We start from the raw sequence: 13,665 nt of genomic DNA, 5'->3' as shown, positions 1-13,665 counted from the left end.
GATAAAAAATGTTTTATTAGTTCAATTCCATTGGAACATCCATCAACAATACTTCCGCACCATCGGTATTGGCTTTAAAATTGATGTGGTCTGTATCCCATATACCCAACCCATCTCTTGCACTTAAAGTTTGTCCGTTAATGGTCACTTCCCCGCTGATCACAAATGCATAAACTCCATTTTCACTTCGTTTAATGTGATATTCAGTTTCATATCCGGCATCGAACTTTCCTAACGAAAACCAGGCATCCTGATGAATCCATACACCTGCATCCTCGGCACTGGGCGATAAGATCTGCTGAAAATTGTTATGCCGTGCATCAGCGTCTAAAGTCATCTGGTCGTAGCGAGGTGTAACATTCTTTTTATTGGGAAACAACCAGATTTGCAGTAAGCTTAACTTCTCATCTTCCAATGCATTGAACTCACTATGGCTAACGCCTGTACCCGCACTCATCACCTGAATTTCACCGCTTTTAATCACGGCTGAATTTCCCATACTGTCTTTGTGTGCAATAGCGCCCGATAATGGTATGGTGATAATTTCCATATTGTCGTGCGGGTGAGTACCAAAACCCATTCCGCCATCAATCAAGTCATCATTTAATACCCTTAAAACACCAAAGTGCATTCTTTCAGGATTGTAATAATTCGCAAAACTGAATGAGTGATGAGCATTTAACCATCCGTGATTGGCATGACCTCTGGTGTTTGATTTGTGCAAAATAAACTGTGACATAAATTTCCTTTCTTGTTTATGATACAAATTTACAGCAACATTTAAAGCTGCACATTGATGTAGGATAAGTAATGCTCAATCAAGCACCCACCCTTCTCAACACGGCATCACTGTTCAGCTCCCTTAGTGCATCCAGTGCAATCCAGTTTGCTTTCTTATTCTGCTGCCCCAGAATGCGCCGGGCGGTTGCAATGGCATGATCATGCAAAAACGCATTCCGTTTCCCAATTTGCCGCAAAGCCCAGTTAATCGCCTTCTTAACAAAATTGCGATGATCGCAGGCATGCACTTCAATAAGTGGCAGGAAACTCAGGAACGTCTCATCAGGCTCCTTTTTAAGGTGCACTGCCGCCTCCGCCATGAGCACAAAGCCCGCACGTTTTACAAATTCTTTTTCTGCTTTGGCAAACTCAAAAACTTTCGACTTAAAATAAGGCGTTTTAACGAATAGATTGCCGCAAGCCTGGTCACATACATCCCACGAACTAAAATCACTTACCCATGCATCAATTTGCGCTTCTGCGACCATTTTATACTCACCAATAAAGGTTGCTAAAAGCCGGGCCTCATGATAACCCGTTTCCCAAAGCAAAAGCGATAGTTCATGGTTACGACCAATTTCCTTGCCCAGCTGCCTGATATGAGGTACACGGATACCATAGGCCCTAGACACATCAATCCCGAAGTGAGCCATTTTGTTCAGATACATAGGATCACCAAGACCACTTAGTTCATTAAGAATAAAGTCTACATCATTCATTACACTAATGTATTAATATTTAAGTATTCCGGTTTCTCACTCCTATTTATCAGCAGGTGCACAAAGCTAAAAGCAATAAAATTGCGATACCGTGAAATTTGTCTACTACGTTTACTGCAATTTTATCTAAGTTTGCACCTTCCAAAACAAAAAGCTCAGTTATGCAACGCAAGTGGTTCCAATATTGGTTTAATTCACCATATTATCATATCCTTTATCAACAAAGAAACCATGCCGAAGCCGAGTTTTTTATTGATAAACTCACACATTTTCTTAATCCACCAACCGGTTCGAAAATGCTAGACATCGCCTGCGGTAAGGGGCGCCACTCCATTTACCTAAACAAAAAGGGTTTTGATGTAACAGGGATCGACTTATCTGAACAAAGCATAAAGTACGCTAAACAGTTCGAGAACAACAAACTACACTTTCTTGTTCACGATATGAGGAAGCTTTTCTACATCAATTATTTCGATGTAGCCTTAAACCTGTTTACCAGCTTTGGTTATTTTGAAACTGAAAAAGATCATGTGAACGCCCTTAAAACTTTCAGAAAATGCCTGAAAGCAGATGGAGTGCTGATCATTGATTACTTCAATACTGAAAAAATCATCAGAAATTTAAACTCCTGCGAAGTAAAATCACTCGACGGAATTAATTTCAACATCACTAAAAGTGTGGTGGATGGCAAGATCATCAAAAAAATAAATTTCGAAGATCAGCAAAAGGTATATAATTTTGAAGAAAGGGTTCAGGCATTTAGTGTGGATGATTTCAACCGGATGTTGACTAAAGCTGGATTGGTTATCCAAAAATCGTTCGGAAGTTATGCGCTTGAAGATTTTAACTTACCTGAATCTGATCGTTTAATTTTAATCTGCAAAAAAGCATGATAGAAAGCATACAGCAATTTGATGTTGAATGGTTTTTGAAAATCCATCGCGGACTTTCAAACGGCTTTTTCGATTGGCTGATGCCTTTGATGCGAAACCGGTTTTTCTGGTCTCCACTATACCTTTTTATTATCATATTTTGCATTAAACAATATAAAAAACAAGGATATTACATCATCGGAATGTTGCTGGCCACATTTGCACTGGGCGACCTGATATCCGCCAGACTGATCAAACCCTTTGTGGCAAGAGTGAGGCCCTGCAATGACTTTACTTTGTCGGGCGATATCATACACCGTGTTCCCTGTGGAAGTGGCTTAAGCTTTCCATCATCACATGCCACCAATCATTTTGCCATTGCTGTATTTTTGATCTGCCTGTTTTACAGCCGCTGGAAACCGGTTTTACCGCTGGGCATCGCCTGGGCTGCAATTATTAGCTTTGCACAGGTTTACGTAGGTGTACACTACCCTGTTGATGTAACTACAGGGGCAATACTTGGAACGGTAATCGGTTTTACATGTTCCCGAATATTTAAAAAATTACAACCCGATATTTAATGGAAGCCTGGAAATTTGCTGTACTTTTTTGCTGTGCTTTCTTCGGAGGGTCTACCATCTTCCTCGTTAAAAGCGACAAATCCAAACTACTGAAACTGATTTTATCATTCAGTGGGTCCTATCTTTTTGCCATTACCGTTTTACACCTCATCCCTGATGCATACAGTGGAACAGACAAAAACCAGATAGGGATTTTCATTCTGATTGGATTCCTGCTCCAGATTTTTCTTGAACAATTTTCTGAAGGTGTGGAACACGGACATATCCACAAACACCACGACGGGCACGTGTTTCCTTTCGGAATCATGATCAGTCTCTGTCTGCATGCTTTTCTCGAAGGGATGCCCTTGGCCAAAGATCAGCACAACGAATTGATATTTGGTATTTCGCTACATCATATCCCTGCAGCATTCGCATTGGCCAGCATCTTAATGCAAAACCATTTTAAAAAAGGAAGCATCATATTATACCTTTTTATTTTCGCAATAATGGCCCCTCTGGGCTTTTATGTAAGCGTAGGATTAAGCAACGGTACAATCGGCGGAATAGATGCCTATTTCAATAAAATAATGGGAATCGTAATCGGAATATTTCTACACATATCTACTACCATTCTTTTTGAATCGAGTGCTGATCACAAAATAAACACCCGCAAAATGGTGGCCGTTATGCTGGGTATAGGTGTTGCATTAATTGGGTTCCTTGCAGGACATTAACTGATTTTCTTCTTTTCTTTCTTTTTACCATAACCCCAGGGGCAATGCCTGCACTTGTTTTTACAGCAATGGCCGCGCTTCAAATGATAGGCTTCGGTAAAAACCATAAATCCTTCTTCATTAAAATAAAAGTCTTCGCCTTCTTTCATGCCTTAATTATCTGATGAGTGAATTTTGAATGAATGGAATTTAGCGGAATTCCCGTTCATTCAGAGCTCCCCCCATTAATTCCATCATTTGCTATTAAGTATTTTAACCTCCAAGCTGCTGCTAAAATAATCCTTTAACTGACTACCGTCGCCATGAAGTGTCCAAACCTGGACTGGCTTGACTTTTTGAATCGTTTCCAGTATGGCATCCCAGTCTGCATGATCAGAAATATAAAGTGATATTCCATTCTGCTGCTGCAGGTTCTTCCAGCCCGAAGCAAAAGCCCTGACTACATTGATGGCTTTATGATAGCTGTGAAAAACCATAGGCGGGACAATGTATACCTGATGCTGATGATTGTTTTTCATCACCTTTCGATCGTACATTTTATAAGCGCCCAATTTCACCCCATACTCCTCATATATCTTTACAAAGGGCATAATGCTATGGTGTACCATGATGTTTTTATCCGGACAAAAATCATTAAGCAGCTGAATGATTCTCTGGCTCTTTCCCAGTGCATAGGCACCTAGCATAATATTGGATGCTGTATCGTTAAGCTTTTTAATCTCCTCAATTGCCGATGGATGCCTGGTATCAGGATTAGCAAAAGTACTCTCTGTAATCAGCACATCAGCCTGAACAAACTCAAATGGCTCACAAGTAATATCCGCTTCCAGTTTGTAATCTCCTGTATAAAGATACCTTACACCCTGATATACCATCAATACCTGGGCAGAACCCAGAATATGCCCGGCAGCATGAAATGATATTTCTACACCCCCAATATTAAAGATCTCGTTGTATTGCTGAATGTGAAAATCAACCGCTGCAAACTTGCGGTAACGGTGCTTCATGAAACTTTCGGTAGCTGCAGTACAATATACATTCTGGCTACCGCCTATGGCGTGGTCGCCGTGCGCATGAGAAACCACCGCCTCCTTAACCGGTTGCTGAGGATCAAGGTAAAAATCTCCATAAGTGCAGTACAAACCTACAGGGGTAATCGTAATAAAATCGTCTAAAATCATGACTGGATTTTTGGGATTAAAAATTTGTGGCGTTCAGTTGATGATTTTCCCGGAGCCAGGCAGCGCATTTAGTCAGAAACCTTTAAATCTGCTGCTGCTTTTAAAAACAGTTGATGCAAGGCTAATACCTGTTCAATAATGGGATGCTTTTCATCGTTGATCAGAAAATGATTGGCCATTTTTGCTTTTTCTTCATCACTGAGTTGTTTATCCATCCGGGCCTTAACCTGCTCAGCCGTAACCTGGTCGCGGTTCATTACCCTCTGTATCCTCACTTCTGCCGGCGCAGTAACCAGAATGGAGGTATCGCACATTTTATACGAACCGCTCTCAAAAAGCAGGGCTGCTTCCTTAAGGGTATAAGGAACATGAGGGTCAATCCCGGCTTCCCAGGTATCAAAGGCACGGAACACGGCCGGATGCACCAGGGCATTTAATTTGTTCAACTCCGCCTCATTGTTGAAAACAATACCGGCAATATGCTTATTATTCAGCCTTCCATCCTTGAAATAACTTTCCTTACCAAACGCCAGCTTTACCCCCGCAATCAGTTCCGCATCCTCAATCATGATGTTTTTAGCCTCGGTATCGGCGTAAAATACCGGAATACCCAAAACCTCGAAAACTTTACACACCGTAGTCTTTCCGCTACCAATTCCACCTGTTATGCCTACCTTATACATTATTTCTCTACTACAAAATCTACCTTAGCCGGACTAATACCTACCAGTTTACAATAACCCGGAAACTCGCTTAACTTAACCGTTAATTGATTGTGATGCAATTTCGACCATTCATCTGCATCAACTATGGCTGTAAGAAAATCAGTATCAACCTGATTAAAATTACTTAAGGCCACTAAAAATGTAATCTTTACTTTTTTAGGATAAAGTTTTATACTGTTATAGTTCCTGTTATTTATTATTTTCAATGGAACTTCAAGCGTTTTCTCCGTAAACTCATCTACCCCCAACTTTACCTCTACCGATGAAGGATATATACTAACGTTTTTATGTATGCTATGCTGCAAAGCAACCCTGATGGCACTGCTCGATTGTACTTTATTTAGCTTCAAAGTATCAGTAGGCCAGTAGGTTATTTTGTTCAGCTCCTCCAAAGGACCAGCAACTTTAACAAACTTTGGATTCAGGAGAATCTCGTTCGCTATTCCATACTGTTTAACAAACTCAATTTTCTGTATCAGCTTTATCGGAACCCGCTTCACTACCCGCTTGGTAAAATCAAAATACAGGGTATCTGGTTTAATAGAAATAACCTTCTGTGCACTTTCCACCTGCTGGTTAATGCTAAAAAGCTGATCCGAACAAACGATGAAGTCCTTGCTGTTTAACTGACTCAGGTTAATGGAAATTGATGGTGGACTAATCCTTAACCGGGCAAATAACAATTGCCAGCCTGTGCCTTCCACTTGTAAATCAACTGTATCAGATTGCAAGGGATAAAAAGCCCGCTTTGTAGGCGAATTTTTAAATACCAGCACAGTTTTCGCATTGTAGATATACTTGTTATTTAGAGCCATGAAGAACCAGGCTGCAATAGCCAGCGCCAGGCAAGCCAAAAGGCTTAAAACACGTCTTCTCTCAATTTTAGTTAACCGGATAAAGGGCATAGCACAATGAATTGTCGCTTAATGAAAAATATCATTAACCATAAAGTCAAATGTAATAAAACAAAAACAGTCCCGAAAGTTTTCGGGACTGCGCTTATATTTTGATAAGAATCAATTATGCTTTAACCGCAGGAGCAGCTGCTTTAGTTGCATCCAGAGATACTGCTGATTTATCGAAGCGGATTTTAGTACCACCTTCTACTTCAATAAGAAAAGTAGTTTCATTCATATCGGCAATGCGACCGTGAATACCTGCTGTAGTGATAATTTTATCACCTTTCTTTAACTCCGAAATTAACTTCTTATGCTCTTTCGCTTTTTTAACTTGCGGACGGATCATAAAAAAGTAGAATACTACAGCCACAGCACCTAGCATGATCAACTGACCATATTGCGCAAATCCACCCGTTGCTTGTAAAATTATTGTTGATGTCATTTCTCTATTTATTTTATTTTTTGATTAGTTAAACATGGCGCATTTTTAGCACTATTTTTTTTCTAAAACCTCACCCACTAAATGTACAGTGGTGATATTCGGGTTCGCATTTGACGTAACTGTAATTACCTTATCCTGCATGCCCATTTTACCTTCACTGTTAAAAACCACGTTAATCTTTCCATCCTTACCCGGCAAAATCGGTTCCCCTGGTACCTGCGGAATGGTACAGCCACAGGTAGCTGTAGCATTAGAAATGATTAAAGGGCTTTTACCTGTATTTTTAAACTTAAACTCATGTACTACCTTTTCCCCCTGCTCAATTTTACCGAAATCGAAAATATCTCTTTCGAATACAATCACAGGTGCATCTGCAGGTGCTATTTTCGACCCTTTAGTGGTGTCACCAGCTGCAGTTTGTTGGTTGGCAGTATTATTCGCATTGCGGCAAGCGCTAAAAGATATTGCTGCAATTGCCAGTATGAATAGTTTTTTCATGTTAATCCTCAATTAATCCACGACCCACTTTCTTAATCGTGTTGTTCTTTTTAAGATCACCCAAAATTTTGTCCAAAATACCGTTTATAAACGAATTACTTTTCGGTGTACTGTAATCTTTTGATAACTCAAGATATTCGTTTATGGTTACCTTAACCGGAATAGAAGGGAAGTTCAATAGCTCACAGATGGCCATTTTCATTAAAATAGTATCCATTAGAGCGATACGTTCCGATTCCCAGTTTTTTGTCCTGTCGGCAATCATTTCCTGGTATTTGGCATCATTTTGCAGGGTGTAAACAAACAAATCCTGTACAAACTTGCTGTCTTCAATCCAGTCGGCGCTAATCTCTGTTAACTTGTTTTTGAAAGGATCATCAAAAGTGAAGTTTTTCAGAGTTTTGGCTACCATACCTTTCATCACCTCGTGGTCAACCTGCCAGTTGATGAATTTTTCTTCAAAAACCTGGATAATACCCTGATTTTTTAAAATGATTTTCCTGAAAATGTATTTGATGATATCTTTTGATGATTCCAAACTCTCGTTTGGATCTGCAAGATAATCTGCATACTCTTTGGAAGCTTTTAATGAATTGTAAACTGTTTTGCGAATCTCAGGATCGAAACCCCAGTCTACTTTGTATTTCTTAATTGCCGATACATACTCGGGGTTTTGCTGAAGCATAACACTGAATTTGTTGTGCAGCAATTTCATGTTTGGATTTAAATCCGCCTCGGTTTTCAGGTACTTGTTTGCGCGTTCAGCAGCATCGTTTGCTGTAAACTCAGTAACTTCTACCATTAGGGATAGCATCCAGATGTACATTTCGTACACGCTATCAATGCTCTGCATTAAAGTTTTCAAATCACCTTTAATGTCTTTCTTGTCTGCCATTTGCCAAGCAAAAATATTTTGCAAAGCTTTGATTCTTAAGTGCCTTCTATTTAACATGAATGTAAGAACGAGTGCGGTTTATAAAACCTTTTTTAATAATTATTTAATATGACGATTTAATTTTTTTAATATCTGCTATTCTTTTTTCAGCAATCCGGTTTGCTGCAATATTTGTAGATATATGCTCTGCTTTGCTTAGTTTTATCACGCTACGCGTTGCATCATATATATTTTCTGTCAACTGAACGGTACGTTTTTTACCAAAACCTGTCAGTTCCGAGTAACATGAAATCAATCCACCTGCATTAATTAAATAATCGGGTGCAAAAAGAATTCCCTTCTTCAATAACAGTTCACTATCAACCACTTCATCCTTGAGCTGATTATTTGCCGAACCTGCGATAATGGCAAACTTCATTCGCTCAATGGTTTTATTATTCACTGTAGCTCCCATCGCACATGGTGCATAAACATCCGCATCGCATCCAAATATCTTGTCAGCCTCAATCGGTTTCGCCTTGTACTTCCGGGCCACGTATGTCAGCTGCTCCTGGTTAATATCACTGATCAGCACTTCGGCATTTTCTTTACGCAGCAGAGCAACCAGATGCTCTCCTACATTGCCAATCCCCTGCACTACGACGGTCCTTCCAGCAAGCATGTCGGTTCCGAAAACCTCCTTAACACTTGCTTTGATACCCAGATAAACCCCTTGCGCCGTAAACGGAGCAGGATTTCCGGCACCACCAATTGATTCAGGAACACCAGTAACGTGATGGGTTTCCATCCGGATATATTCCATATCACGGGTGTTAGTGCCCATCTCTTCGGCTGTAATGAACTCACCATTCAGGTTTTTAATAAACCTGCCATAGCTCCTCATTAAAGTTTCTGTTTTATCCTTTCTCGAATCACCTATAATTACACCTTTACCACCTCCTAAATTTAAGCCGGTAATGGCTGCTTTATAAGTCATCCCTCTCGATAAACGCAGTGCATCTTCCAACGCCTCCCCCTCTGTAGCATAACTCCACATCCGCGTTCCGCCCAATGCCGGCCCCAGCGTGGTATCATGTATCGCAATAATAGCTTTTAAACCTGTATCGGGATCATTACAGAAGACCAACTTTTTATGCCCGTAAGCACTCAATTGCTCTAAAATGGAAGTATCTGTCGAAGAATTTACTGGCATATTGATCATTCGGCTAACCTGCTGCAAAATTAAAATAAAAAACCATTATTACACCTATTTAACTAAACTATAACAAAATTACTTCCGCATTGGCTAAATTTGCCAAACATGAAACATCTTAGCCGGTTAAACAAATACTTCCTGAAATATAAATGGTGGATTATTCCAGGCAGTATATTCGTAGTGATTTCCAATATCTTCGGCGTTGTACCGGCGCAGGTAATCGGATATGCAGTCGATCTGATTACCGAAAATGTGCAGATATATAACCTGTTCAACGGGTTTAACCGACAGGAAATTATCTACAGTATATTTAGCAGCAACCTGCTTTATTTCGGCCTACTCGTAATTGCACTATATGTATTGCGCGGCTTATTTCTGTTCTTCATGCGCCAAACCATCATCCTCATGTCGCGACATATCGAATTTGACATGAAGAATGAAATTTATCAGCATTATCAGGAATTGAGCCTTGGTTTTTACCGCCGCAACAATACAGGCGACCTGATGAACCGGGCTACAGAAGATGTAAACCGTGTAAGGATGTATGTTGGCCCTGCAATCATGTATACCATCAATACTTTTGTACTATCGGTATTAATTATATGGTCAATGTTTGATGTTAACTCCAAACTGGCCATTTACTGCCTTCTTCCGCTGCCTTTCCTCGTGGTAATCATCTACTATGTAAACACGTTGATTTTCAAAAAGAGTGGTCAGATTCAGGAACGGCTATCCGAATTATCAAGTTTCGTGCAGGAACGTTTTTCAGGCATCAGGATCATCAAATCTTATGTGCGTGAAGACTACACCCGCAACATGTTCGAAATTCAGAGCAACAACTATAAGAAAGATTCCATGAGTCTGGTTAAGGTGTCGGCCTTATTCTATCCAACCATGTTGCTGTTAATCGGCTTAAGTACCATACTAACCATTTTTATTGGAGGCAAACAGGTAATGAATGGCAGTATCACCGCAGGTAACATCGCCGAATTCATCATATATATTAATCAGCTTACCTTCCCTGTAACCATGCTGGGCTGGGTAACCTCACTCATCCAGAGAGCAGCCGCATCGCAAAAGAGAATAAACGAGTTTCTGGATATACCATCCGACATTCAATCCAATACCACAGCAGACAGGGAAGTAAGCGGAAACATCACCTTCGAAAATGTAAGCTTTACCTATCCGGATACAGGCATCGAAGCGTTAAAAAATATCAGTTTTGAAATTAACAGTGGTGAATTTATCGCCATTATTGGTAAAACAGGCTCTGGAAAATCTACGCTCGCCAACCTGATTATGCGCATGTATGATGTGGAGCAGGGAAGGATTAAAATCGATAATAAAGACCTGAAATCCCTTAACCTTAAAAACTACCGTGGCCAGATCGGATTTGTACCTCAGGAAGTATTCCTTTTCTCTGATACCATTAAAAACAACATTGCCTTTGGCCTTGATCAGGTTACCGATGAGGAGGTTCATCAGGCAGCGAAAAACGCTTCGGTTTATCAGAACATTATCAACTTCGAAGAACAGTTTCAAACCATGCTCGGCGAACGCGGTATTACGCTATCGGGCGGGCAAAAGCAAAGGGTTTCCATCGCCCGCGCCCTGATTAAATCCCCAAAAATCTTAATATTCGACGATTGTTTATCTGCCGTTGACACCAAAACCGAGGAAGAAATCCTACATAATCTGGGTAAAATCATGAAAGATAAGACCAGTATTTTAATTGCCCACAGGATTTCTACAATAAAAAATGCAGATAAAATTCTGGTGCTTGATGATGGAAAAATCATCGAACAAGGCTCACATAATGAATTACTTAAACTAAATGGCACCTATACCGAGCTCTATAATAACCAACTTTTAGAAGAAGTAACAAAAAGTATTTAAATTGTACTTTGAACTTTAAATATTTGCTTTATATTTACCGAAACCAAAAACCAACATCAATACCAACCATGGGAGAATTCGACAACAAGGAAAGAGAAGAAGTTTTTTCAAAGAAAGTTAGAGCAGGTAAGAGAACTTATTTCTTCGACGTGAAGGCTACTCGCTCAGGTGATTATTATCTAACAGTTACCGAGAGCAAGAAAAGATTAGAAGACGGTGTATTTGTAAAACATAAAATCTTCTTATACAAAGAAGACTTCGAAAAATTTACAGAAGGTCTTAATGAAACGGTTGATTACATTAAGTCTCATCAGGACGTTGTTGAAAAACGCTATGAATATTCTGAAAACGGAGAGCACGTTGGAAGAGCATCAGACGATTTTTCTTTTTAAAACAATATAATTTCAATAAAAAAGCCTTTGTTTCATCAGACACAAAGGCTTTCTTATTGTACGAACTTTATATCGAGGATTTAAGCAGCAGCCATTCCGGCACCTACTAAAAACACCAAAAGGAAATACCCTGCAATAACCAAAATTGTAGCAATACCCCAGAATTTAAATAGCGACTTTAAATTGGAAACCGCAGTATCCAGACTTTCCTGATCGCCAAACAACACCCCTTGCTTCCCTTTGCCCGATATTCTCGATAACAGCAGGCTGGGATAGAAATAAAACAGCCCCAAAGCCAGGTACAAAATGGTAACGATGACAGAACCACCCTGCCCCAATGGACCCAGCTGCTTAGCTAAGGCCGGATTACCGGATAGCATAGCAGGCACACTAAATGAAATCAAAATCAGTAATGCAGCAAACACAAATCCAACAATCGATAAAAATTTCGCCCACTTGGTGATATCATAAATATAACTGCGCATTTCCTCGGTAACGACTAATGTCACTTCTTCAGGCTTCTCTTGCTCAAATTCTTCCATTATCTTTTTTAAATTTTCGATAAACTTAGACAAAATATCGATCAACACAAATTGCCGGCTTTAAATAAACGTTTAAAAGATTATCTTTGCGGGATTTTTAGGAGGAAAGCCGCGAAACACATCGTGTTCAACGACATATCTTCCTGAACATGATTAAATAAAGACTTAAGACTATAATATAAATGGCATTACAATGTGGTATTGTTGGTTTACCAAATGTGGGAAAATCAACACTTTTTAACTGTTTATCCAATGCAAAGGCACAGGCAGCTAACTTTCCTTTCTGTACAATTGAGCCTAACGTTGGCGTAATTACTGTACCAGATGACCGGTTAACTAAACTGGCCGAATTGGTGAAGCCCAATAAGGTTCAGCCAAATACCATTGAGATTGTAGATATCGCCGGTCTGGTAAAAGGTGCATCGAAAGGTGAAGGCTTAGGTAACCAGTTTTTAGGAAATATCCGTGCCACTAACGCCATTATACACGTATTGCGTTGTTTCGATGATGGAAATGTGATCCACGTAGATGGTTCAGTAGACCCAATCCGCGATAGGGAAATCATTGATACCGAATTACAGCTTAAAGATCTGGACACTGTAGATAAACGTATTCAGAAGGTAGAAAAAATGGCTAAAACCGGTGGAGATAAAGATGCAAAACGCACCTATGAAATACTAACCGTTGTTAAAGCGCACCTGGAAAGTGGTAAATCAATCCGTACTGCCCCATTAGCACAGGAAGATTTTGATTTCATAGAAGATTTAGGCTTACTTACCCAGAAACCGGTAATGTATGTTTGTAATGTTGATGAGGCTTCAGTAGTTACAGGAAACAAATATGTTGATTTGGTAAAGGCGAACGTGGCAGACGAGAAAGCTGAAGTGTTAGTTATTTCAGCCAAAATCGAATCTGAAATAGCTGAACTCGAGAGTTATGAAGAACGTCAGGAATTTCTGGCCGACTTAGGACTTGATGAATCTGGTGTGAACAAACTGATCCGCGCAGCATACAAATTGTTAAACTTATATACCTATTTCACTGCTGGGGTGCAGGAAGTAAGGGCATGGACTATAACTAAAGGCTTCACTGCTCCACAGGCAGCCGGCGTAATCCACACCGACTTCGAAAAAGGTTTTATCCGTGCTGAGGTGATTAAATATAATGATTTTGTAACACTTGGCTCAGAAAATGCCTGTAAAGATGCCGGTAAACTGGGTGTAGAAGGAAAAACTTATGTAGTGGAAGATGGAGACATCATGCACTTCAGGTTTAATGTATAAACCCAAAAGCGATTTCCATAAAAAAAGAGCTGCTTTAACAAGCAGCTCT

The 13,665-nt window shown here is 39.9% G+C and carries 17 protein-coding genes; 6 read left to right on the top strand and 11 right to left on the bottom strand.

What is annotated here, in order from left to right; all coding sequences use genetic code 11:
* Positions 1-16 precede the first annotated feature (16 nt).
* Both R2Q80_RS16460 and R2Q80_RS16455 read right to left on the bottom strand, forming a co-directional pair.
* Positions 17-739: a pirin family protein gene (locus tag R2Q80_RS16460; RefSeq protein ID WP_316800649.1), complete on the bottom strand. Its 723-nt coding sequence runs from the start codon at positions 737-739 to the stop codon at positions 17-19.
* Between the two features lie 79 nt (positions 740-818).
* Positions 819-1,499 (bottom strand): DNA alkylation repair protein, encoded by a 681-nt coding sequence (locus tag R2Q80_RS16455; RefSeq protein ID WP_316800648.1) that lies wholly within the window; start codon positions 1,497-1,499, stop codon positions 819-821.
* Between the two features lie 161 nt (positions 1,500-1,660).
* Between R2Q80_RS16455 and R2Q80_RS16450 the strand changes: the two genes are divergently transcribed.
* Genes R2Q80_RS16450 through R2Q80_RS16440 form a run of 3 tightly spaced genes read left to right on the top strand, consistent with a single transcriptional unit; the run spans position 1,661 to position 3,668 of the window.
* A complete protein-coding gene (locus R2Q80_RS16450) occupies positions 1,661-2,392 on the top strand; it encodes a class I SAM-dependent methyltransferase (RefSeq protein WP_316800647.1) in 732 nt (243 codons plus the stop codon).
* Entirely contained in the window at positions 2,389-2,952 is a 564-nt protein-coding gene (locus R2Q80_RS16445; protein ID WP_316800646.1) for a phosphatase PAP2 family protein, read from the top strand. Before R2Q80_RS16450 ends, R2Q80_RS16445 begins: the two co-directional genes overlap by 4 nt.
* Complete coding sequence (locus R2Q80_RS16440; protein WP_316800645.1) at positions 2,952-3,668, top strand: ZIP family metal transporter; 717 nt, start codon at positions 2,952-2,954, stop codon at positions 3,666-3,668. Before R2Q80_RS16445 ends, R2Q80_RS16440 begins: the two co-directional genes overlap by 1 nt.
* On the opposite strand, the gene R2Q80_RS16435 is transcribed toward R2Q80_RS16440, so the two are convergent.
* The 8 genes from R2Q80_RS16435 to R2Q80_RS16400 form a co-directional block, all read right to left on the bottom strand.
* Positions 3,665-3,817, bottom strand: a complete 153-nt coding sequence (locus tag R2Q80_RS16435) for a DUF5522 domain-containing protein (RefSeq protein WP_316800644.1) — start codon at positions 3,815-3,817, stop codon at positions 3,665-3,667. The two genes, R2Q80_RS16440 and R2Q80_RS16435, sit on opposite strands and share 4 nt — an antisense overlap.
* Positions 3,818-3,901: 84 nt before the next feature.
* Positions 3,902-4,849: an exonuclease gene (locus tag R2Q80_RS16430; RefSeq protein WP_316800643.1), complete on the bottom strand. Its 948-nt coding sequence runs from the start codon at positions 4,847-4,849 to the stop codon at positions 3,902-3,904.
* 68 nt (positions 4,850-4,917) lie between these two features.
* A complete protein-coding gene (coaE, locus tag R2Q80_RS16425) occupies positions 4,918-5,532 on the bottom strand; it encodes a dephospho-CoA kinase (RefSeq protein ID WP_316800642.1) in 615 nt (204 codons plus the stop codon).
* Positions 5,532-6,479 carry a YbbR-like domain-containing protein gene (locus R2Q80_RS16420; protein WP_316800641.1) on the bottom strand — a complete coding sequence of 316 codons (948 nt, stop codon included), beginning with the start codon at positions 6,477-6,479 and terminating at the stop codon, positions 5,532-5,534. Before R2Q80_RS16420 ends, coaE begins: the two co-directional genes overlap by 1 nt.
* A 115-nt stretch (positions 6,480-6,594) precedes the next feature.
* Positions 6,595-6,915, bottom strand: coding sequence for a preprotein translocase subunit YajC (yajC, locus tag R2Q80_RS16415; RefSeq protein WP_047799380.1), 321 nt, complete (start codon positions 6,913-6,915; stop codon positions 6,595-6,597).
* Between the two features lie 51 nt (positions 6,916-6,966).
* Positions 6,967-7,413 (bottom strand): DUF1573 domain-containing protein, encoded by a 447-nt coding sequence (locus R2Q80_RS16410; RefSeq protein ID WP_316800640.1) that lies wholly within the window; start codon positions 7,411-7,413, stop codon positions 6,967-6,969.
* A gap of 1 nt (position 7,414) precedes the next feature.
* On the bottom strand, positions 7,415-8,365 hold the full coding sequence (nusB, locus tag R2Q80_RS16405; protein WP_047799382.1) for a transcription antitermination factor NusB: 951 nt from the start codon (positions 8,363-8,365) through the stop codon (positions 7,415-7,417).
* Positions 8,366-8,411: 46 nt separating this feature from the next.
* Positions 8,412-9,500, bottom strand: a complete 1,089-nt coding sequence (locus R2Q80_RS16400) for a Glu/Leu/Phe/Val dehydrogenase (protein ID WP_316800639.1) — start codon at positions 9,498-9,500, stop codon at positions 8,412-8,414.
* A 108-nt stretch (positions 9,501-9,608) separates the two neighbouring features.
* Between R2Q80_RS16400 and R2Q80_RS16395 the strand changes: the two genes are divergently transcribed.
* Positions 9,609-11,399 (top strand): ABC transporter ATP-binding protein, encoded by a 1,791-nt coding sequence (locus tag R2Q80_RS16395; RefSeq protein WP_316800638.1) that lies wholly within the window; start codon positions 9,609-9,611, stop codon positions 11,397-11,399.
* Between the two features lie 68 nt (positions 11,400-11,467).
* Positions 11,468-11,791, top strand: a complete 324-nt coding sequence (locus tag R2Q80_RS16390) for a DUF3276 family protein (protein WP_047799385.1) — start codon at positions 11,468-11,470, stop codon at positions 11,789-11,791.
* A gap of 80 nt (positions 11,792-11,871) precedes the next feature.
* On the opposite strand, the gene R2Q80_RS16385 is transcribed toward R2Q80_RS16390, so the two are convergent.
* Positions 11,872-12,333, bottom strand: a complete 462-nt coding sequence (locus tag R2Q80_RS16385) for a hypothetical protein (protein WP_316800637.1) — start codon at positions 12,331-12,333, stop codon at positions 11,872-11,874.
* Between the two features lie 182 nt (positions 12,334-12,515).
* Between R2Q80_RS16385 and ychF the strand changes: the two genes are divergently transcribed.
* On the top strand, positions 12,516-13,616 hold the full coding sequence (gene ychF / locus R2Q80_RS16380) for a redox-regulated ATPase YchF (RefSeq protein WP_316800636.1): 1,101 nt from the start codon (positions 12,516-12,518) through the stop codon (positions 13,614-13,616).
* The last annotated feature ends 49 nt before the right edge of the window (positions 13,617-13,665 follow it).

The sequence above is a fragment of the Pedobacter frigidisoli genome, assembly GCF_032678525.1.
GTDB classification, from domain to species: Bacteria; Bacteroidota; Bacteroidia; order Sphingobacteriales; family Sphingobacteriaceae; genus Pedobacter; species Pedobacter frigidisoli_A.
This window is presented reverse-complemented; position numbering and strand designations above follow the sequence as displayed.